We start from the raw sequence: 21,479 nt of genomic DNA, 5'->3' as shown, positions 1-21,479 counted from the left end.
CTTCATGAGCTAGAGTTTGATGACTGGGAATCCTGGGAAGAAGAGCTTTGCTGAATGGCATTTTTTAGGGTTTGTTTATTGAGTGCGTCGTTGGGAGGTTTAACCTTGCCCTCTTTGCTACCTGGTGCTTTCTCTCCTGAATTATCGGGGAGAAGTCTTAATTGGACTTCACGAATTTTAGGGTGTTTTTTGTACCATGATGACAATGCTTTCGATATTTCTGTAATATCATTTGGCAACGGCTCGACTACCTGCTCCAATTCCGCTAAATGTTCTGGGGTAAAGAGCGAACGCTGATGGGTTAGTAGTTCAATGAAAGTGGCAACATTTTGTTCAGAGAATGACATAGCTTGAATGGTTGTTTGTTGTGCAGTTTGCTGGACTAATTCCAACGGTAATTTGAGCGCTTCAGCAATCTGCTCTGAAGTTAATCCTAACTGGAGCAATGCTGGCACTGTCTCTAATTTTGCCTCCTGCTTCCCTTCTTCAAAGACTTCTTGGTAAAATCTCGTATTTTTTAGTTCGCTTAATCCCAACATGGCGGCAATCTCCTCGCGGCTTTTTTGTGGTAATTTGTAGACAATAATCGTTTCAATGAGATTAATCAGGTCACGCTGAACAAGTTCATCCCTTAGCTGTTGCTGGGCTTGTTCAATTAACTGTCGAGCGAGTTGTCCGGCTGTTTCTTCCGGCTCGATTACAAGCTTAACAACTCCTACCCCTAATGAGCGTTCGGCGGCTTCTCCTAATTCATCCAGGTAAATTCGTCTCACCTGGTTTAGGGCTAAGAGGTTGCCAAAATGTAAGGGTTGCTCTCGTTCAGTAGAGCGGTTGGGATAAATGATAACAATTTGCCACGGGTGAGGGGGTTGGTATTGTTTTAAGAAGAGGAAGAGTTCAGCAAATACGCGGTAGTATAAGGAAGCGTCAGGCTGAAACTGAACTTCTACGAGGTAGAACGGTTTGTCGGGTTCGTTGGTTTTGGGTAGGAATAAACCATCTAGGCGAAAGGCTAATTGTTTAACTTCGCGGGAAGTGAATTCGTAGTTAGCGGCTTCTTCTGGGGAACGGTTGATGAGTTCAAAGAAGATGCTGGGAAAGGCTTGGAACAGGTTGTAGAAGATGCTATCAGTTTTCACGGGTTATTGACCAATGGCACAAAATGCTGCCCAGTGGTAGGGGGATTCAAAGGGTTTGCTACTCGGTTGTAAATTATAGAAGAAAGTATCCAATTGCAGTTCCTGTTCATCATCCAAGGGGAGTTGGCTTGCCCACTGCTGCAATTGTTCTGTTGTAGCATCTCTGAGCCAGGTTTGGGCTTGGTTGAGGGCAATGGCGACGGTTGAGCCGGATTTGAGATTCTGATAGAACTTAATCATCAAAAATGCTGAGGCGATATCATCTACTCTCCAGAGGGAACTAACGACGCTGGGAGAACCTGCGATGAGGAAGCCACTGGGTAAGCCAATGTATTCATCGCTGATGTTTTTGAAATCAATTAATCCAGTTTCGCAAGCGGAAAGGGTGACGAGGCGACATTGTTCTAAGTTGAGGCTGAAGATAGCATCGAGGGTGAGGCACTGGTCGAGGTTAAGTACTGTACCGTCTTTCAAAGGTAAATGATGCTCTGGATCGAGTTGGGTAGGTGGGGGGTGAAGCTGAGTCTCTGCCGGAATGAGAGCAGATTTGCGGGCATTGCGTGGGTTAAAGTAGCCGTGACAGCTAAAGTGGGCGCAGTGGATTGCGTTCAAGTTTGTGTCATTGATGGCTGTTAATGTTGCGGTTTCTTTTTCGAGGATATTAACGGAGTTAAAGTAGTCTTTGATGGCTTGTACTTCTAAGTCGGTATAGGCAAGGTCGTTTGTGGGGTTTTGGATGGCAAATAGGTGGGTAAAATTGGGACGTTTTCGTTTTTGTGCTTGGAGCAAGAGTTGACAACTGGGTGCGTAGCTGACACCGTTGGGGAAGCGATCGAGTAAGTTAGCTGTTTTGCCGTTGTGGGGGAAGGGTAGGGCATGAAGGGGAAACAGATGCAGGAACCTATGAGGGATTAAGATTAAGCGATCGCATTCTTCTGGAATTTGCTTAATAATTTCATTAATGTGTAGAATCTTCGCCAGCAGATGTAAGCGAACATTCAGACGACGCTGCCAATGGGATTTGCGATTGTTATATGTTCTCAGATATCCATTGAACCATTTCTCAAAGTGTTTCATATCTTGTGGTTCAGATTGCAATACTATGGGCTGTTGGGTCTTGTTGGTGAAGATGAAGGTGAAAAGCTTATCGCCTGTAAAATAAAACTCCACAACGGCGGTATTGTCATCCAAAGTCGCCTGGAATTGGTCAAACTTGAAGCCATAACCAATAGGCAGATCACGGTTTTGCAATTCGTTGCGCTGCTGTCGCAATTGCTGGAGATGTTGCGCTAGGGCAGTTGGTTCATCGGCGGTAGCCGTTTGAATTTTATCTTGACCAATGGCAATTTCATCTTCAAGTTGTCGCAGTTGATAAGCAACGTCTGGGGAAAAAAGGTTATTAAGATCGCGGCTGAGAATGAGTTCTACCAAGTTACGGGTTTTGCTGCGTTCGACGTATTCTATCGCTTCAGTGTTGCTGCTCATTACCAGGCAAACTTTTACTATGCTTTGATAAAGTTTATTCCATTCTTCCGCTAGCTTCTGTTTAATATTATCACCGGAACAAATCTCGTTTCGGAGGAATTCTACGGTTTTAATCGCTTCGCCAAAGGTATCGTAAGCTAGCTGTAACTGGTTTGATTTTTGATAAGCAAGTCCTAAGCTAAACAAGGTTTTCGTATTTTCCTGGGGAAAAGCTTCACGAATGTAAACTGATAAAGCCTCCTGGTAAGTTTTGATGGCTAATTTTAGATAATCATCCCTCTTTCCGCTACTTATTTGAGCATAAGCATTTGCCAAATTAATTTGAGTCCGTGCCCGCTCCGTAGGAAACACCTCAGGGGTACGAACTGATAAAGCATCCTGTTGATTTTGAATAGCTAGTTCGAGATTTTCAGGCTGCTTTCCCCTGATTCTGTCAGTGTAAGCAATTCCCAAATTAGTTTTAGTCCCTGCCCATTCATAGGGAAAATTATCACGGGTATAAACTGATAAAGCGTTCTGAAAAGCTGTGATAGCTAGTTCGAGATTATCATCCTTCTCTTTACTGATTCTGTAGATGTAAGTAACTCCTAAATTATTTTGAACCCTTGCCCATTCATAACGAAAATCATCACAGGTATGGGTGTAAACTGATAAAGCCTTCTTGAAAGCTGTGATAGCTAGTTCGAGATTATCATTTTTATCTTCGTTGATTCTTTGAGCGTAAGCAGATCCTAAATTAGTTTGAGTTTCTGCCCATTCATAACGATAACCAAAATCATCAGGAGTACGAACTAATAAAGCGTTCTGGAAAGCCTCAATAGCTTGTTCGATATTCTCAGAACGCTCTCCCTTAATCCGATCAATATAAGCAGCTCCTAAATTATTTTGGATGCTTGCCCACTCACGAGGAAAAGCTTTGTGGGTAAGAATATTCAAAGCACCTCGAAAAGCATTGATGGCTTTTTCGATATTCTCTGCCCGCTTTTCCTTGATTCTATTAGCGTAAGCAGCTCCTAAGTTAGTTTGAATCATTGCCCATTTGGTAGCAAAGACCTCGCTGGTAAAGACTGTAGTAACTACCTCGTAACCAGCGATCGCAATCTCCAAATTTATCGCCCGTTCTCCCGGAAAGTGCTGAATTAGCTGACTGAAAATACCAATATCTGCCGCAATAGTATATGCTTCATCTAAATTCACTTTTGAGAGGGAAGCTGTTGCCCAGTTTCGCAATACTCGGACAAAATTATCATCCAGTAGATTTAGATTTTTTTGCAGCAAAAGGTACAAAACGGTTTGCAAATTGCTCGGATTTTCGTTGATTGCCTGTAATACCTGTAATAGAAAACGACGTTGAGAATCAGACTGTGGAATTGATGAAGAAGTGGTAATCGGTGATAATTGCCTCGGTAAAGGCGCATTACCATAAGCTCCCATCAACTGTCTTGCAAGATTCATTAAAAAATTAGCTGCGTCCAGTTTGTCCTGTGCTATTTGCTCATTTGCCACCCTTAGCATTGCATCTACCAACCCAGCATCTACTAAATCTGAATGAGCATTCAAAATCTGATTTTTCCCGCCACTGGGACAACTCAGCAGCGCATTAATCAGATTCAAATAGTCTTGCCGACGACTTTCATCCATTGGGAGCAACTTTATTAAGGGTAATTTTTTAGATATCATATCATCTCCTCTGAGAGGGGATCAAGGGTATCGATTAAGGCGTTGTAAAAGGGGCGGATTTTGGCACTGGGTTGGTGCTGGTTTCAGTTTTCTCGGCGCGGACGTTGTGAGCCAGTCGAATCAATTCGGCGGCAATTATCTCCCAGTTTTCCTCGTGTTGTCGTAAGGTATTGTCTAACTTTTCACTCAGTTGGCGGTAGTAAATAATTATTCTGCACTTGCGTTTCACTATGTCTCACCATTGGGACATAAAGTTAATCGTACAGCCTCATCTTGGCAGCACATCATCAAGTTTAAATGCTAACCTGGGCAACATCGGTGAAACAATTGGCTCTCCCAGTCGATATTGCTGTTGAACATAGTCTTCACCGACTAACTGACAAACTGTAATAGTTGGCTGCTTGGGTCTGCCAATGAAAGCAACGCCGCCTAATCCTCGGTAATCAACAATCCAATATTCTGGAATACTCAACAAGGCATATTCTTCCACTTTACGGGCATAATCAGTTTCCCAATTTGTACTGACTACCTCAATAACCAACTTAATCGAAGTTCCCAACGTAATCACAGGTTCTCGCTCCCATAATGGCTCATTCACTAATGCTGTCTCATCTAAAACCACGACATCAGGACGACGCGCCGTCGCCGCATCTGTAAAAGGTCTAACAATACAGGTGCGTGGAATAAACCAGGGATGTCCTTGTTTTTCTAACTCAATACTAAGTTTACTGGCTAATTTTCCCGCGACTGTTTCATGCGGTCTAGTGGGTTCCCTGTCAATTAATTCTCCATCCGCCAATTCATAGCGCGGATTGTTGCTATAGTGGGCGATAAATTCCTCAAAACTTAGAAGTTGAGATGACGTATAAACCATACGTTAACCTCTGAGTATATTGACAACTTTTTCTACCAAATCCAGGTTAAGTAGTCATTGTTCCCTACCGCAGCTTAGGGTTAAAATATCAGCATACCGCAGCGGTGAGAGTGGCGCTTAATAAGCGGTATTCTCCGGCGACGGCGCAAAAGATGCTCTGAATCTTGGGAGTATGTTAGGTCTCCTAATGTGATATAACAACAATAGCTCGCTTTGGCATCCTCCAAAAGAATAGTGCAGTTCTATGCCCGAAATCGTCGAAATTCCTATTGAACTAACCCGATTCCAGCTTCCCCAAGCGGTTCACGCACGCTTACAATTTTTGTTGGATCGTCAGGATGAGGGCTATACCCTGTCTCAGGCAGAACGACAGGAAGCAGAAGGACTGGTTGAACTGGTGGAATTTTTATCTTTACTGCGTTTGCAATCAACACGGGTGATGAAGCAAGCATAGATGGCAACAATTCCAGCTTCTCTCCGCCGATTAGTCATTCAAAGAGCAGATAACCGCTGTGAATATTGTGGTATATCACAAATTGGTCAAGTAGCGACTTTCCATATCGACCATATTGTTCCTGTCGTAGCTGGTGGCGAGACGATTGCTGAAAACTTGGCTCTTGCTTGTGTCTCCTGCTCACTTCGTAAAGGCGCACGGCAAAAGCTTGAGGACTCGGAAACGGGTGAAGTTGTCTCCATTTTTAATCCTCGCCGACAGGTATGGAAAGAACACTTTGATTGGAACGGTGTGCAAGTTGTCGGGTTGACAGCTACAGGTCGAGCAACGGTACAAGCACTTGATTTGAATCGAGCAACAATGTTGGCGATTAGGACACAAGAGGAATTATTTGGTCGTCATCCACCACCATAAACTTGCATTGACTGATTGCGTTTTTTGTGTGTTGCTTTCCCTTTTTTGACTATGGGGTAACGTGTTCTTTTAGTACGCTTATTCCCCCCTAGATTCTGTTGGGTTTCGACTTCGCTCAACCCAACCTACAACTTTGCACTTGTTGGGTGGGAAAATGGCTTAAACGCATTGTATAGTATAGCTTTCAGATTAATGCAGCAAGCCCTATAATAGGGCACGGCAATGCCGTACCCCTACCGCAGCTTAGGGGGGATTAATTCGGTAGGGACACGATAGTATCGTGTCCTGATTTAATTTATTTGATGAATTAGATTCGGCTTGTAAGTGGTGGTAAAGGTGCGTTACGCTACGCTAACACACCCTACCAATAGAGGTTTTGCGTAAGTCCTAACTTATTCAGCAGCCCCTATTTAGCCGGGAGTGGACGGTTCTCAAATTTAGGATACTTGGCATCAACCTGATCAGCTTTTTTAGCAATCCAGTTAAAATCCTGTCTACTTTTGCAACTACTTATAACTACTTGTCACCTTGGTGACAAGAGTTTTTTTACTTTTAACTCAGGTAGAGATAGGGGAATCATTAGTTTTTAATCAACTAACAACTCCCCCATCCCACTGTTATGATATTGTCGCCTACAGTTGCACGGTCACAGTTTTCACTTCAGTGTAATTCTCTAAACAATATTCACCTAATTCGCGACCTATGCCAGACTGTTTAAATCCACCAAAGGGTGCAGCCGCGTCAAAGACGTGGTAGCAATTGACCCAAACTGTACCCGCACGCAGATTATGAGCGATCGCGTGGGCTTTGGCTATGTCTTTGGTCCACACACCTGCGGCGAGTCCGTACATGGTGGTGTTTCCCAGACGAATCGCTTCATCGATGTCTTTAAACTTAATAATGCTCATCACGGGACCAAAGATTTCCTCTTGGGCAATCTTCATGGAGTTATCCACATCAGCAAAGACAGTCGGTTCAACAAAGAAACCGCGATCGCCAATTTGATTTCCGCCACACAGCATCTTTGCCCCTTCTCGCTGTCCGGCTTCAATGTAGCTCATGATTTTATCAAATTGAGCCTGATCCACTTGGGGTCCTTGCTTGGTATTGGCATCAAAAGGATCACCGACAGTGCGCTGTTTTGCCCGTTCTACACATTTAGCCACAAACTCGTCGTAGCATTTTTCTTCCACGAAGACTCGTGAACCCGCATTACAACATTGACCTTGGTTGAAAAATAGACCATGGTGGGCACCTTCAATCGCCGCATCCATATCAGCGTCCGCAAAGACGATATTGGGACTTTTACCGCCTAATTCTAAGGTGACGCGCTTGAGGTTGGTTTTGGCGGCTTGTTCCATAACCAAATGTCCCACCTCTGTTGAACCCGTAAAGGCTAATTTATTGATATCAGGATGAGACGCGATCGCACCGCCTGCCGTGGGTCCATAACCGGGTAGAATATTCACAACGCCCGGTGGGAAACCCGCTTCCAGAATCAGTTCACCCACTCGCAATGCGGTTAGGGGCGTTTGTTCTGCTACTTTTAGAATTACTGTATTACCAGCCGCCAATGCTGGTGCTAGTTTCCAGGCTTGCATTAACAAGGGGAAGTTCCAGGGAATAATTTGACCCACAACTCCCACAGGTTCGTGTCGCGTATAGCAGAAGTAAGGACCATTAATCGGAATCGTTTTGCCCTCAATTTTATCTGCCCAACCTGCATAATAGCGGTAGCAAGCAATGGTTAACGGTAAGTCACCATTCATCGACTCACCTAGAGGTTTGCCGTTATCAAGGCTTTCTAACCGTGCTAGTTCTTCTTTGTTCTGCTCAATTAAATCTGCCAGTTTATAGAGTAATCGTCCCCGACTGCTGGCGGACATGGTGCGCCATTCCCCATTCTCAAATGCTGCCCGCGCTGCTTGCACCGCCCTATCTACATCTGGCGCATCTGCTTCAGCCACATCACAGATGACCTCTCCTGTGGCGGGATTGATCGTCTCAAATCGGCGACCCGTGGTGCTTTCCACCCATTCGTTGTTAATTAACAACTGAGTCGGACCGATTTTCACCTTTTGTTCTGGTGCTGTGGCGGTTACCATCAAATTCTCCTTTCGTTCTTACTGCAAAAAGCAATAGGATGGTGGTCATGCATTAGTTTCTACCAATTCTCTATCTATGACCGCCTCCATTCACTTGTCCTACAACCTTAGGAACATAGCGCTCCAGTTTTATCTATCTAAAGTTATAAATCAAATATTATTAAATTATGTAAAACAATTCGTTGTCTGTTATCCATGAAGCTGTGATCGTCTGATAATCTAAACTCTATAGTTTTTTTGAGTTGAAGTTTACTTTGTCGTCTAAGGTTAAAGTTTTGATTATGTAAAATAAATAGATGCAATCACTTTCGTTAAAATTAACTTTTATGTACGAAAATCTTGAGGAGGTGAACGGAATCCGCGATCGCAGGTTCCCAGATGGATTCTTTCTCCAGGGATATCGTGATGCAAGCGTCTCCAGGTTAGGAGATCATCGGTTGTTCATACCCAAGCCTTTGCCAGTGCTGTGTCCAGAGATTGTATAACCAGGAGACATGCTGGTGATTGTATTGTTTATGATGCCGTTTGCGATCGCTCTCAATTGCAAGCCACAATTGCCGCAGTTGTTGGCAGGTGGTGCAGTGTTGAATTTGGCAGGCGATGGCGTTGAACCATTGGCGTAATTGACGATAACTGATGAATTGTCCGCCTTTATCGCGGCGATGAACAAAGACGATATATGCCCAGGATTCCACACGCACGATTAGGTGTTTAGGAATTTTTAAGAATTGAGCGATCGTGGCGAGGCTGATGCGGAATTTCTGGGCGGGTTGGAGGCGGCGAAATAAAGGTGTCATGATATCAGTTTGCTGATTTGGCGAGTTTTCGATCCCCCTAAAGCATCGGTCTAGTAACCAAAGTTAGCGATCGCAATAGGTAGAGATATGCCATGGCATATCAGTTGTAGGGGCGGGTTTAGCCGTTTAATTTTGGTATCTACCGATAACTTCAAAGGCAAAACCCGCCCTTCGTCCAAACATGGGTTATTGGGAGTTTGGGGGATATGAGGATTAACTGTTGGGGTAAGATTTCAGGATTAGGCGCTGATTTGCTGTGGCTTCTGGGGTGACGTCAAATACAATTTGATAACTAGCTGTAGGATTATTGGCTTGAAAGATACGCAGGTAGGCTTCGGCATCACTGCGACGGCGACAGCGCAGGATAATCGCGTTTTGCAGTTTGGGAAGGCGATGAACGATGCACCAGGGTTTGAGTTGATCCTTATAACTCATGAGATTTTCCTCGTTGTGGGTTGTTTGGCTAAAGCAGTGTGAATCAGAGTCAAGAGAGTTTTGCGGTGAGGTTCATTGGTTTGGGGGTGGAGTATCCAGGTGCTGACAGGGGCAGGCTGATAGGTCAGCAGATAGCACTCCTGGGGTTTTCTGCCAGTTCCGCGCTGATTGAGAATTGTCCAAGCGGCTTGTTTGGGTCGCTTGCGGGTGGTGTAGCCCTGTTGTTGGAGGGCGGATTTTATGGCAGCAGTATCTGTGGCGACGCGATGAGCTTCCGTCGCTGGGGATTTTTTCATGGATATTTGGTTAAGATGAGACACTGAAAAGGAAAGACCAGTCAGCCACGCCGTATCTTGACGGAGCTGTTTAAGTTGTCTGGTCTTTGATGTTGTGTTGAAATTGGGAGGGCAATTAACGAGCTGTAAAGCAGCTTTGCAATTACCTAACCTTTAGTTATGCCATCCCTAATATAAGCTGCTTATAGTCAAGATGTCAAGCAGCTTATATAAGGGAATTATATTTAAGCTGAAATGACCGAAAAACAAGAGGTAGAGCAGGAATCCCCCCTAAAAAGCCGCAGAGATCAGTTGGGTTTGACTCAAAGGGATGTGGCTGTAGCTGTCAATGTATCTGTGCAAACTGTAAGTAACTGGGAAACGGGACGGTACAGGGAAGCCAAGCTGACCTTGCCGCAAGTAAAAGCACTTTGTCGAGTATTGCAGTGGACGATTGATGATTTGCCTGATGACTTAGCACCACCGCGATCGCAATCTGCTGATAATGTCTGAGTATATTGCTTGCCACAATATACTCTAAAGTATAATGCCTGAAAAAAATGCTCGACTCACACTAACGAAGTTGCGGCAAAGAGCTGGCTTAACTCAGCAAGAACTTGCCAGTGCCATCGGAGTGACGCAAAAGACAATCTCCATTTGGGAAAAAGGTTCGGTTGAGCCTAAGCTGACGTTTGAGCAAACGAAGCTGTTGATGGAGGTGTTGAACTGCACCCTTGATGAACTCATAGCCGCCATAAAGCACAGCACCTAGAGTCTAGAGCCTGGGAGTGATTGAAAGCTGAAACAGAAGACATAACAGAGTGAGCGACCACTGGTCACTGGTAAAGTATTGGTAGAATGACGATTCTATAAGACACTGAGAAATGGACAGGCATCTGGGAAGCTCTGGAGACAAAAGCTCCAGACTTTGGCTTTTAGATCGCCTGCTTATTTATCCCACACTTCTTATCCAAGCATACTTGGAATATTTTTGTCAAGCCTGCTTGGATAATATTGTTTGGACAACATGAAGGAAGAACGACAGCAAGATCGAGAGTCACGCTTAAGAAAACGGCGAGAGGAACTAGGCTTAACTCAAAGAGACATTGCCCTAGCTCTAGGAAAGACGGATCAAACCATTAGCAACTGGGAGACAGGCATATATGAGCCAAAGATGACTCCCCGTGAAGTTAAAGCCCTTTGTCGGCTGCTGAAATGGAGTTTGGAGGATATGCCAGACGAGTTTGGTATACCTAAATCTCAATCGGCGGATAATGAGTGATCTCAACGAAGGGAAATCTGAATTAAGGCTTCTCAGAGAAGCGGCTAAACTGACTCGCTCTGAGCTAGGAAGGCGCATCGGAGTTTCTGAACGCCAAATTTACGATTGGGAAAATGGGATTAAGCTGCCACGAATTGACAGGGCGGTTGCTCTAGCTCGTGAGTTAGGCGTTTCGCTTCAGACTGTTTGTGGGGCGATGGGTCTAGATGTCACAGGTGTTCCAGATGAGAAATTATAGTACAGCCCTGAACTAAAAGTACTCTAAGAGAAGCCGCTCCGCGTCTACGGGCTAAAAGCTTAAACCCGTTAAAACGGGTTGAAAGACTTACCTAGTAAGCTCAATTCTTACTTGAGCTTTGACGCGGACATTTATTTGCTGGCGTCCAAGTTGGCGACATTCTGCTTAAGGAGCGTGCCATTCAGTTTATAGACAATGGCATTAACCCGACTATCCGTCACAATGAAAGCTAGAATCGCATTCAACAGCTAACTCGCCATGCAAATTACCCAATGTCTCCATACAGCTATTCTCGTCTCTAACCTGGAGAGAGCCGAACACTTTTATGGCAACATCTTAGGGTTATCGAAAGTCGAGCGATCGCTAAAATATCCAGGTGTCTGGTATCAGATTGGCGATGTTCAACTCCACCTCATCGTTGACACCACGCTCTCAACTCAACTGCAAAACCCAGAAAAATGGGGGCGCAATCCTCACGTCGCCTTCTCGATTGCTAACTTAGATGACGCTAAAACCAAGCTATTGGAACATAACTGCCCGATCCAAATGAGCGCGTCGGGTCGTGCGGCTTTGTTCACCCAAGACCCCGATGGTAACATTATTGAACTGAGTCAAGTTTAGTCATTTGTCCTTTGTCATTCGTCATTATTCAAAACCAGGTTCCCTTGAGAAGGATCGGTCAGGGCGGGTTTAGTTAAGTTAGTCGTTGAGCCAGAGCGTTATCGGTGAAACCCGCCCCTACAAGCCATGTCCGAAAAGCGTTGCGAAGGGTCAAAAATGCGAATTGTTGCCTACCTCTACACTGATCCCCTTTTAGAATCTCCTCCAGATCCAGTTATCTGGGGGTGGGAAGTGGATCACGTCTATCAAGATTTGGGTGGGCGTCAACAGTGGCGACAACTTATTGCTGATTGTCAAACTGAACCAACTGATTATCTGCTGATCCGCCGTTTAGAGGAACTCGGCGACTCTATTACCCAAGTGAGCGATCGCCTCACTCAAATCCAAGCCCTAGGTGTCATTGTTATGGCAACCGAACAATCCTACTGTTCCCATGACACCAACTGCCAAACCAACTTACTCCAACTCCTCAGTGAAGTCCAGCAAGAAGCCAGTTCTCGCCGCCTGCGCCAAGGACATGCCCGTAATCGCCTCAACGCCTTACCCCCACCGGGAAAAGCCCCCTACGGCTACCGACGGGGCAAAGACCGCTATATTCTAGATCGCAGTACCGCCCCGTTAGTCAAGGATTTTTTTGACCAATTTCTGCTGTACGGCTCATTACGCGGTGCGGTGCGGTATCTGGAAAAAAAGTATAGTAAAAAAATCTCCGTGGCAACAGGTAAGCGTTGGTTAACCAGCCCCGTCTATCGGGGTGATCTCGCCTATCGCGACGGAGAAGTGATCTGTGACACCCATAGCCCGATTCTCAACCGCGAAGAAGCCGCCCAAATTGACCGTTTGCTGCGTCGCAACCGTCGCCTCCCGTCTCGAACCGCCAGCGCCCCCCGTTCCTTAGCGGGTTTAGTCGTCTGTGGTGACTGTCAATCTCAGATGAGTGTTACCAGTGTCACTCGCCCCCGCCAAACCTGGGAATATCTTTACCTACGTCCGGTTAATTGTCCCAAGCGCCCTAAATGCCGAGCGATTCCCTACCAACAGGTTTTAGATTCCACAATTCAAACCATTTGTCAAGAGTTACCCCGTGCCGTAGCCGGGATAAACCTGCCCAACTTGGATGAGGTCAAGCAATCTCTCAAGAGCAAAATTGCTGAGCAAAAAGGGGTATTAGACCAGCTTAACCACTTAACCGCCACAGGTGTTCTGGATACTGAAACCGCCCAGCTTCGCGCCTATAAGCTTCGCACCGAACAGTCTCAACTCCTTTCCCAGCTTGCTTCCCTACCCCCTGTGAATTTAGGCGCGATCGCACAAACCGTATCCATTCCCCAATTCTGGTCAGATTTATCAGAATCTGAGCGCCGATTTTACTTTCGAGAATTTATTCGGCAAGTCCAACTCATTCGCCAGGGTAAAGAGTGGCGGCTTCAACTGATTTTTATCTTTTGACAAAAACGGTATCATACAGGAGTCCGAATAGAGTATGATATCTAGCTTGGGTGCATATCGTGACTCATGTAAGTTATCCTGATTATTCTATTCATACTAGGTAAATCGAGGATAATCCCATCCCAACCAGGTGCAACTGCCTCAAACCACTGATGAATTAGAACGTTAGCGAGAGGCTAAGACCTGGGAATTTTTATGGATGCTGCTGAATTGCTAAAGGGTTATGCTGCCGGAGAGCGAGATTTTGAGGGAGTTGAACTCCGGGGAGCCTATCTGACTGAAGCAATTCTCAATGGGGCGAATCTGAGGCGCAGCGATTTGAGTGGTGCTAATCTCAGTGGCGCTAGTTTAAAAGGATCAAACCTGAGCGAAGCCAATCTGAGTCAAGCCAACTTAAGCGTCGCTAATTTAAGCAAAGCTGAACTCAACGATGCCAATTTAACGGCGGCTGAGTTAGTCAGAGCCACGTTGATTGAATGCAACTTAAAACGTGCGAATTTGACAGAAGCGCATCTGCGGGAAGCTAGCTTGATGTTTGCCAATCTTGCTCAAGCCTGTCTTTATCAAGCGGATTTACACGGTGCGATGCTGCACCAAGCTATTTTACATTGGGCAAGCTTAAAGAATGCAGATTTAATTGGGGCAATCCTACAAGGGGCTGATATGAGAGGCGCTGATCTCTCTCAAGCCTGTTTAATTCGCGCTGATGTCTCCAAGGCAATTTTAATGGTTGCTGATCTGCGCGGGGCAATTGTCATGGGGGCTAACTTTAAAGCTGCCATACTTACAGGCGCGGTTTTGCCAGATGGAAAAATGCATCAGTAAGCAGGTGGACACAATAAAAGTTAACGGTGGAGAACTCGCTTCGCGAGAAGCAAGCTACGTCATTTGTCATTCGTCTTTTTTAAGCCGTTGTAGCTTGGCAAGGTTAAAACGTTGGTCATATCATGTCCGGTCAAACACCCCTAATAAAAACGCCTAAAACCTTTGTTGCTACAGTATTGCAATTATGGGTAATCGTTAGGACATGATATGACTTTAGAGTTTGTAGTAAGCGCTAAAGCGCTTCTGGCACGCTTCGTGCCTACTACGAACCCAACCTAAGTCAGTGACATTCATCTTAAGTGGTAAAAACGATTTGTCCATTCTGAATCGCGACTAACTGCATTTTCAATGGTCCGGCTGTAGAGGTTTGGTCTTGGGCGATCGCTCTCACCGCCAGAGGTTGCTCAGATTCGGCTAACTGTTCTATAAAGCGAATCAGGGTAGACGGATCACCATCGGCAACTTGAATCGGACCGAGAACTCCAGCGCGACGGGCGCGAAACTGAGAGGCGGCGAGTAACTGGTCAATGCGCTGTTGTACCGCCTTATTTGTCAAGGTTGAAGCATCAATAGAAACAGCGGCTAACACCTCCCCCGGTTGAAACACCATTTGATTGAGCGCTGCATCAGCAAAGGCTTGAATGGGTTTTTCGCCAACCACATAGTTTCCGGCGGAGAGAATTCGCACCACATAGTCTTCACCATCTTGAATTTGCTCGATTAACTGTTCGGCTTGGGCTTTTGTAATTTGAATCAGGGGTTCCTTCAGTTCCTCAGATCCGGGCAAAATAATTTCTGTGGCGGTTCGATTGGCTTCCCGCAGGAGTTGATTAACCGCCTCAGATGCGGCTGACGGTTCAACAATACGCACCACGCCAAATGCCAGCACTTGACCACGTAAAATTGCCACATTGCCCTGACGCAGGGCTTGATAGTTCTGATAATACTGCTCCAGAATATCGACTTGCCGTTCTAAAAATGCCAGTTGTTGTTCTTGCTCTTGTAGTTGTTGGTTGCGTTGGGCGATGAGGAGTTCCCGTTGGGCAAGTTCCTCTTCCAGTTGAGCCAAGCGTACTTCCCTTTGGGCGATCGCCTCTTGGAGTTCAGCTTGCAGTTCTTGAAGACGGGCTTCCCGTTGGGCGATCGCCTCCTGAAGACGAGCTTCCCGCTCAGCCATGGTTTCAATCACGTTATCTTTTTGGGCAAGTTCCTGCTCTTTTTCCCTCAGTTGCTGATTTCTTTGCTCAAGTTGCTGATTTCTCTGCTCAAGTTGTTGGTTTTTTAGCGCCAGTTGCTGGCTGGTTTCCTCCAGTTCCTGATCCCGTTGAGCCACTAACTCTTTAAGCTGGCTAATGTCTGCATTAAGTTGATTTCGTTGCTCAATTAACTGCTCACGTTCAGCCAAGAGTGACTGAATTTCTGAACGTAGATTACTTGCCTGTTTTGAGATATCTCGCAGTTGAGCTTGAGCCTTCTGGAAATTGCTGTTCAGTTCATCCAGACGTTGTTGCACTTTGGCTTGCTCGGCTCTAGTTTTAGCCAGTTCGCCCTCTACTTGTTGTTTCTGGGCATTAACAACTTCCACATCCCGACGCGCATGTCTAAGTTGTCGCAGAATGTTATCCAGTTGAAACACCCCTTCCCGCAGGGATTCACTCAGACCGAATAAAATACCTAAGGTTGAGGCAGAAATTAAACATCCTGTCATAATCGTGACCACCGTCGCCGTTTTACGAGGACGTAAGTTAAATAAACTCAGCCGCGCCTTGCCGACTTTCGTACCAATGCGATCGCCTAAAGTTGCGAGGACTCCTCCCAACAGTAATATTGCCACGATCAGGATGTAAGCGCTGGTCATCACGGTGCTACGTCTGTCCAGATACAGCCTATCTTATGGCTGAGGCGGATTATATATTTTTTGATGGTTCATTGTTCATTGTTCATTGTTCATTGTTCATTGTTCATTAGGATTGGGGAAATTCTTCCTCATCTCCTCTACCCCCTGCACCCCCGCACCTCTGCACCCCTGCTCCCCTGCATCTTTGCTCAAATTGTGCATAAGATCTCAGTCTTGAGAGATAGATGCCATTGAAAGCGATATATCAAGGATATCTACCATGCAACTCAAGCACATTGGACTGACAGCCGTTTTAACCCTCTTAGCAAGTGTCTCCACCTCAACCTCTGCCCTAGCGACTCTACGGTACAGTCCAGAGGGTACACCAAATCCTTATATGCTGGAACTGGAAAATCCTCAGATTGCTCAAACTCCGTCTAGAGAGTTGGTCAACTGGCTCAATAAAGGAATGTCTTTAATCAAAGCCGGAGAGTATGCTGAAGCCGTTAAAGCTTATGACCAAGCGATTGAAATCAATGGGGAAAGTGCTGAGGCTTGGATGGGTCGCGGGTTTGCTCTATATGGCTTGGAGAAGTATCCAGAAGCTGTTACAGCGTTCAATCAAGCAACGGAACTCGATCCCAGTTTAGTTGGGGCTTGGGTCGGCTTAGGTATGGCTTTGGATGATACAGGCAAACCTGAAGATGCCCTCGCTGCTTATGATCAAGCTTTGAAAGTAAATCCTAACAGTGATTGGGCTTGGTTCCATCGGGGAATTACCCTGGGACGGCTGGAACGTGATCAAGAGGCATTAGAGGCTTATGATCAAGCTGTTCGCATCGATCCAGACTACGAACGGGCGTGGTTCAATCGCGGTTATGTCCTGGTTGAATTAGAACGTTATCCAGAAGCAGAAACGTCATTTGCCGAAGTCGTCCGCATTAATCCAAATAGTGAGCCAGGTTGGTTCATGCGCGGTCTGGCGTTGCTTGAAATGGAGCAAAATAATGCCGCTCTCAAAGCTTTTGAACGGGTGTTATTAATTAATCCAGAGAATGCTAATGCTTGGTATAACAAGGGCATTATTCTCGAAAACTTAGACGGGGATGATTGGGAAATTTTTGCCACTTATGACCGAGTGGTGCAACTGATACCAGATGATGTGGATGGGTGGTTTAAGCGAGGGAATGCTTTACTCCGTTTAGATCGCTACGCAGACGCTTTGAAATCTTATGATCAGATGTTAGAACTTGAGCCTGATAGTGAGGCGGGCTGGTATAACCGGGGAATCGCCCTCGCCCTGCTGGAACGGTATCATGACGCGATCGCATCCTTTGATGAAGCCCTACGCCTTAACCCAAACAATACAGAGGCGAAGGAACATCGCGACAAATTGCAGGAACTGGTACAGCAGCAACCCCAAGACGCGATCGGATAATCAATTGCTAACAACAGATACAGGGGCATTTGTCATTTTTCATTTGTCATTTGCCCTTTGTCTAATAGCCTTTATATCATGCCAGACTGTGTAATGAGTTTATTATACCTGTAGTTATTTTGCAAGCCTCATTAACTTTTTTCCTTTCTACCAATTGAGTGCTTCTGGCGCTAACTCAAATAACTTTTTCAACTCTGGGAGCAACTGTTGCTGACGCTGCATTTCTTTCCAAATTGTGGGATGTTGCATTCTTTGTAATGCTGTAATCATAGGATTGAGTTGCTCTGAAGGGGGGTCTGTTTCCTTTTTCTTAATATATTCACCCAATCTAGCCCGATAGTTATAGAACGCTTCTTTTCTGGCTTCAACTAGATAGTCTCGGTCATTTAAGCGTAATACATCAATCGTATAGTCTGCTCGTTGATAACCTTTTGAATCTAGAGAATATCTAGGCAAACAATTGTGGAATAGATTTGACCATTGAATCGGGCGCAAAGCTTTGCGCCCCTAAGGTTTTTGGATGTGAGCGTCATTCATCCAATTTAGGTATACCACGCTCATGTTATCGTAAAAAATGCTCCTATAAATTATATTTTTATAGGTTTTTTCTATCCAATGAGCATCTTATTAGCAGACTTTATGGGGTGAGGTTGGCATCATTGCCCGCAATTTTTCTTGTTCATTTCGCTCATCTTCACTCAGTTGTTCGTGTAGTTCCTTCCGATTCAATTCAGCCAACCGTTTTAACCGATTTTTGGATTCGTCTGAGCGCGTCACATCTGTACCAAATGCTTCTGTACCATAAGCATCTAAGACATTACCATAAAGTAAGCGATCTAAATCTTTCCCCCTTACCCTACCCCCTGATTCGTTACTACCTGGTTTAGGTAAACGCCAGACTGTTCCCACGGTTGCAGCTTGGCAAATTAATGGACTATGGGTTGTGACAATAAATTGAAGATTGGGAAAATGTTCTCGAAACCAAATCCCGACTCGTCGTTGCCAGGTAGGATGAAGATGAGCATCAATTTCATCGATGAGGACAACACCAGGAGGAATAATTTTTGTTTTGTCATTGGGATCAAAAATAGATTCATAGCCGTAAACTCTAGTAAGTTGGCGAATCAGTTCAAAGGTTAGGCTTAAAATCGAGCGATACCCATCACTCAGTTCCTCAACTGGCAATCGACAACCATTGCCATCAACAAATTCAACACCTTTAGAGGAAACGTGTTCCAGACGCGCTTGATGCGGCAGAAATTCGCTTTGATTCACAAACTCTTTCACTGAATCAATTAGGTTTCCTTCTGGATCACCTTCTAGTTTCTTGAATTGTAAATCTTGCAGCCACTGTAAACATTCAGTTAGAGCCACATCTTCACCAAACAACGATAAGTGTGCAGCTAATTTAGGATTAGAGTAGAAAAGCTTATCATAATCTTTATCCCCACCCCTGAAGCGTCGAAAGGGACCAAACCCAGCCGAAAACCAGCCGGACTTACCACCCCATATACATCGCGTTGGATCAAATTTATCCACCTTGCTAGACTGTATAATGACATCATTTTTTTGTTGTAATATTATTAAGTGAACTGGTAATAAGTAATTTTCCATACGTCTACCTCTTCCAGAAAATTTATCAAAATCACTGTCATAGGATAAGTCAAGCCGGATAATTCCTCCTTTTTGCTCTTGAGTCAACCAATCATTCCAGTTTTGCCGCAAAGCAACGGCTTCAGTCGGTCCTACCAGTGCTAGAGCAACAGAACGTAATAAGGATGATTTACCAGAACCGTTATCACCAATAATGACATGCCATCCTGCAAGTTTGAAATTACGGATATCCCAAGACAAAAACTGGATTGAACGAATATTATGTATTATGATTTGGTTAATATACATAATCCCCTCATTGTAAAATTAGGAATAAAAAAACTCAACAACACCTGACTATTCTAGGACTATACAGTTCTTGACCTCAAACTATGTGATCGCGCCTTTGCACCAATCCCCCGAAACCCTCTGCGTACCTCTGCGCTTCCCTCTGCGAACCTCTGCGTTGAAACATTCACTCCGGGAATGAATCCAGCAGCACCGATATCCCTCGCACACCCACCACCGCCACCAAACTGCCCATCACCACCAGGCTTAAAAGTCGTAAACTAACCTGTAGCGATCGCAGTCGTTGTTCTAATTCGCTGTCATAGTGTTGGGCTAAGGTTTCCAGGGTCTGATCCAAGGTTCCGCTTTCTTCCCCGGTGCTAATTATCTGTAGCGCTGTTGCGGGTAATTTACCCTGGAGACTCTGACTCAAGGGTTGACCCATGCGAACGCGCCGTCTAGCCCAAGAGAGTTTGCCTTTCATCACTGTATCTGGGATATGTTCTCGCAGTAAATCCAAGGCGGTGAGTATAGAAACCCCACAACTTAACGGTAATCGTAACTTAGCCAGATAGAGGAGCGATCGCGCCTGCACGATTTTCCCGAAAATAGGTAATCGTCTCACCAGTTGCAGCCACAAGGGACTGGAAAAGCGAGACACTAGGACGATCATCACCCATAATAGCAGTGCGATCGCCAACCCTCTTAACCAAAACTCTGGTTTAATAATTCCTGTTGCATTGGGGTTAAAAATAGCCGCCGTTAATACCAAAAATCCCCAAATTGTCGCTATGGCTGAACGTTTTACCGACCCATATAATCGTTCTTGTCTCGCTTGCACTTCAGCATCTTCGGCTAGCATTTGACAGGTTTGGGGGAGAGAACCGCTATATTCAGCTAAACGGATTAAGCTAATCGTCCAACGGTTAAAATAACGGCGTTCACAGGTTAAGGCGGTGGCGAAATCTTGACCCGAACCTACGGCGAGACTGACTTTTTGTAAATAGCGTTTAACGGCTGGGTTTAAATCATTTCCCACCAGGGTTAAGCTTTGCTGTAGATTTATACCCGAATTGAGTAATTTAGCAAGCTGGGAGAAGATTTTAGCATTTTGGCGATTTGTCATTTGTCCTTATCTAGGTTTACTACCCCCTTTATAATCCAGTCCGCTTTTAGTGAGATTAGTTTAACCGGATTTGATATCAGACCCCTTCCCACACCCCTGGAGCGAACCTCTCCCGACGCCTCTCCTACAAGGAGAGGGAAGCGGAATATATTTTTTCTAGGGGCTTTCATACTCCTCCTTCCCTTGCAGGATACTGCTGGAAAACTTCTGCCTTCTTGCACTAGGTTTGGCGACTTTCCAGGAAAAATCGCGATCGCTAACGTTTTCAGGTAAACTCAAATGTTGCCGATGCCAGCCTTATGACCCCAATCTACGGAGAAATATAACCTTGGCGATAGAATTGCGATCCTATGTCTATATCGATAGCTTACAGCCGCAGCATGCGGCATATATGGGGACAGTGGCGCTAGGGTTCTTGCCATTACCTGGGGATACGTCGCTATGGATTGAAATCTCACCCGGTATCGAAATTAACCGGATTACCGATGTGGCGCTCAAATCGACCTCTGTACGTCCCGCCGTGCAGATGGTGGAACGGCTTTATGGGGTTCTGGAAGTCCATGCGAATAAACAAGGCGAAACCAGGGCGGCGGGGAAAGCGATTTTAGCCGCCCTAGGCGTCGGTGAACGAGAACGTCTTAAACCGCGAGTTGTCTCTAGCCAAATTATTCGCAATATTGACCCTCACCAAACTCAACTGATTAATCGCACCCGACGGGGACAGATGATTTTGGCAGGGCAAACCCTTTATGTTTTAGAAGTCGCACCAGCCGCTTATGCTGCTTTAGCCGCTAATGAAGCCGAGAAAGCCGCCTTAATTAATATCTTGCAAATTTCCGCTGTTGGCAGTTTTGGACGCCTCTATTTGGGCGGTGAAGAACGGGATATTCTGGCAGGTTCACAAGCGGCGCTGACAGCACTGGAGAGCGTTCCTGGGCGAGAACATCCCGGCGCTGGTGGGAAGGAGTAGAGTAGGGGGAGTAGGGGGAGCCTGACAGGTGTAGGTTTTTTACTTTAGGGTGGGGATAAGACAAGGGAGACAAGGAAGGAAAGTAGACAAGGAAGAGAAGAATTGTATAGCTCAAGAAGTATTCGGAGTAAAAACTGTTCGTGGAAATAAACCA

Annotated in this window: 23 protein-coding genes; 11 read left to right on the top strand and 12 right to left on the bottom strand. The window is 45.4% G+C overall.

The features are described 5' to 3' along the window. Positions 1–2 precede the first annotated feature (2 nt). The 4 genes from RIG66_RS07525 to RIG66_RS07510 are packed head-to-tail and all read right to left on the bottom strand — an operon-like array spanning position 3 to position 5,178. Complete coding sequence (locus RIG66_RS07525; RefSeq protein WP_446376700.1) at positions 3–1,139, bottom strand: Rpn family recombination-promoting nuclease/putative transposase; 1,137 nt, start codon at positions 1,137–1,139, stop codon at positions 3–5. A gap of 3 nt (positions 1,140–1,142) precedes the next feature. After that, positions 1,143–4,304 (bottom strand): CHAT domain-containing protein, encoded by a 3,162-nt coding sequence (locus tag RIG66_RS07520; RefSeq protein WP_446376698.1) that lies wholly within the window; start codon positions 4,302–4,304, stop codon positions 1,143–1,145. Positions 4,305–4,338: 34 nt separating this feature from the next. Next, entirely contained in the window at positions 4,339–4,533 is a 195-nt protein-coding gene (locus RIG66_RS07515) for a hypothetical protein (protein ID WP_446376696.1), read from the bottom strand. Between the two features lie 39 nt (positions 4,534–4,572). Further along, entirely contained in the window at positions 4,573–5,178 is a 606-nt protein-coding gene (locus RIG66_RS07510; RefSeq protein WP_446376694.1) for a Uma2 family endonuclease, read from the bottom strand. 244 nt (positions 5,179–5,422) lie between these two features. Here RIG66_RS07510 and RIG66_RS07505 point away from each other — a divergent pair, with 244 nt between their 5' ends. Then, complete coding sequence (locus RIG66_RS07505; protein WP_006098052.1) at positions 5,423–5,632, top strand: hypothetical protein; 210 nt, start codon at positions 5,423–5,425, stop codon at positions 5,630–5,632. Next, positions 5,633–6,046, top strand: a complete 414-nt coding sequence (locus RIG66_RS07500) for an HNH endonuclease (protein WP_446376692.1) — start codon at positions 5,633–5,635, stop codon at positions 6,044–6,046. 632 nt (positions 6,047–6,678) lie between these two features. Here the strand turns inward: RIG66_RS07500 and RIG66_RS07495 are convergent. The 4 genes from RIG66_RS07495 to RIG66_RS07480 all read right to left on the bottom strand — a co-directional run bounded on the left by RIG66_RS07495 (position 6,679) and on the right by RIG66_RS07480 (position 9,679). After that, positions 6,679–8,151, bottom strand: coding sequence for an aldehyde dehydrogenase family protein (locus RIG66_RS07495; protein WP_446376690.1), 1,473 nt, complete (start codon positions 8,149–8,151; stop codon positions 6,679–6,681). Positions 8,152–8,573: 422 nt separating this feature from the next. Continuing rightward, positions 8,574–8,948 (bottom strand): hypothetical protein, encoded by a 375-nt coding sequence (locus tag RIG66_RS07490; protein WP_446376688.1) that lies wholly within the window; start codon positions 8,946–8,948, stop codon positions 8,574–8,576. A gap of 213 nt (positions 8,949–9,161) precedes the next feature. Then, complete coding sequence (locus RIG66_RS07485; protein ID WP_446376686.1) at positions 9,162–9,383, bottom strand: hypothetical protein; 222 nt, start codon at positions 9,381–9,383, stop codon at positions 9,162–9,164. Next, positions 9,380–9,679 carry a hypothetical protein gene (locus RIG66_RS07480; RefSeq protein ID WP_446376684.1) on the bottom strand — a complete coding sequence of 100 codons (300 nt, stop codon included), beginning with the start codon at positions 9,677–9,679 and terminating at the stop codon, positions 9,380–9,382. The genes RIG66_RS07485 and RIG66_RS07480 overlap by 4 nt, the downstream gene beginning before the upstream one ends. A gap of 234 nt (positions 9,680–9,913) precedes the next feature. Here RIG66_RS07480 and RIG66_RS07475 point away from each other — a divergent pair, with 234 nt between their 5' ends. The 7 genes from RIG66_RS07475 to RIG66_RS07445 all read left to right on the top strand — a co-directional run bounded on the left by RIG66_RS07475 (position 9,914) and on the right by RIG66_RS07445 (position 14,073). Continuing rightward, positions 9,914–10,171: a helix-turn-helix transcriptional regulator gene (locus RIG66_RS07475; RefSeq protein WP_006098025.1), complete on the top strand. Its 258-nt coding sequence runs from the start codon at positions 9,914–9,916 to the stop codon at positions 10,169–10,171. Between the two features lie 34 nt (positions 10,172–10,205). Beyond that, positions 10,206–10,430 (top strand): helix-turn-helix transcriptional regulator, encoded by a 225-nt coding sequence (locus RIG66_RS07470; RefSeq protein ID WP_446376681.1) that lies wholly within the window; start codon positions 10,206–10,208, stop codon positions 10,428–10,430. A gap of 255 nt (positions 10,431–10,685) precedes the next feature. Next, positions 10,686–10,940 carry a helix-turn-helix transcriptional regulator gene (locus RIG66_RS07465; RefSeq protein ID WP_446376679.1) on the top strand — a complete coding sequence of 85 codons (255 nt, stop codon included), beginning with the start codon at positions 10,686–10,688 and terminating at the stop codon, positions 10,938–10,940. Next, complete coding sequence (locus RIG66_RS07460) at positions 10,933–11,178, top strand: helix-turn-helix transcriptional regulator (protein ID WP_446376677.1); 246 nt, start codon at positions 10,933–10,935, stop codon at positions 11,176–11,178. The genes RIG66_RS07465 and RIG66_RS07460 overlap by 8 nt, the downstream gene beginning before the upstream one ends. A gap of 258 nt (positions 11,179–11,436) precedes the next feature. Beyond that, positions 11,437–11,799: a VOC family protein gene (locus RIG66_RS07455; protein WP_446376675.1), complete on the top strand. Its 363-nt coding sequence runs from the start codon at positions 11,437–11,439 to the stop codon at positions 11,797–11,799. 156 nt (positions 11,800–11,955) lie between these two features. Continuing rightward, the gene (locus RIG66_RS07450; RefSeq protein WP_446376784.1) at positions 11,956–13,248 is read left to right on the top strand and encodes a recombinase family protein; all 1,293 of its coding nucleotides are present in this window, start codon (positions 11,956–11,958) and stop codon (positions 13,246–13,248) included. Positions 13,249–13,443: 195 nt separating this feature from the next. Beyond that, complete coding sequence (locus RIG66_RS07445; RefSeq protein WP_446376673.1) at positions 13,444–14,073, top strand: pentapeptide repeat-containing protein; 630 nt, start codon at positions 13,444–13,446, stop codon at positions 14,071–14,073. Positions 14,074–14,368: 295 nt separating this feature from the next. On the opposite strand, the gene RIG66_RS07440 is transcribed toward RIG66_RS07445, so the two are convergent. Further along, positions 14,369–15,931, bottom strand: a complete 1,563-nt coding sequence (locus RIG66_RS07440) for a DUF3084 domain-containing protein (RefSeq protein WP_446376671.1) — start codon at positions 15,929–15,931, stop codon at positions 14,369–14,371. A gap of 259 nt (positions 15,932–16,190) precedes the next feature. On the opposite strand from RIG66_RS07440, the gene RIG66_RS07435 reads away from it, so the two are divergent. After that, the gene (locus tag RIG66_RS07435; protein WP_446376669.1) at positions 16,191–17,348 is read left to right on the top strand and encodes a tetratricopeptide repeat protein; all 1,158 of its coding nucleotides are present in this window, start codon (positions 16,191–16,193) and stop codon (positions 17,346–17,348) included. A 147-nt stretch (positions 17,349–17,495) separates the two neighbouring features. Here the strand turns inward: RIG66_RS07435 and RIG66_RS07430 are convergent, their stop codons facing one another. From RIG66_RS07430 to RIG66_RS07420, 3 genes are all read right to left on the bottom strand, one after another. Continuing rightward, entirely contained in the window at positions 17,496–17,804 is a 309-nt protein-coding gene (locus RIG66_RS07430) for a hypothetical protein (protein ID WP_446376667.1), read from the bottom strand. 171 nt (positions 17,805–17,975) lie between these two features. Continuing rightward, entirely contained in the window at positions 17,976–19,250 is a 1,275-nt protein-coding gene (locus RIG66_RS07425; protein ID WP_446376665.1) for an AAA family ATPase, read from the bottom strand. A gap of 166 nt (positions 19,251–19,416) precedes the next feature. Then, positions 19,417–20,355 (bottom strand): type II secretion system F family protein, encoded by a 939-nt coding sequence (locus RIG66_RS07420; protein WP_446376663.1) that lies wholly within the window; start codon positions 20,353–20,355, stop codon positions 19,417–19,419. A 328-nt stretch (positions 20,356–20,683) separates the two neighbouring features. Here RIG66_RS07420 and RIG66_RS07415 point away from each other — a divergent pair, with 328 nt between their 5' ends. After that, entirely contained in the window at positions 20,684–21,325 is a 642-nt protein-coding gene (locus RIG66_RS07415; protein WP_044204270.1) for a hypothetical protein, read from the top strand. The last annotated feature ends 154 nt before the right edge of the window (positions 21,326–21,479 follow it).

The sequence above is a fragment of the Coleofasciculus sp. E2-BRE-01 genome (genome assembly GCF_040221695.1).
Classification (GTDB): Bacteria; Cyanobacteriota; Cyanobacteriia; order Cyanobacteriales; family Coleofasciculaceae; genus Coleofasciculus.
The sequence above is the reverse complement of the archived record's forward strand: the minus strand, read 5'-3'. Positions and strand labels throughout refer to the sequence as shown.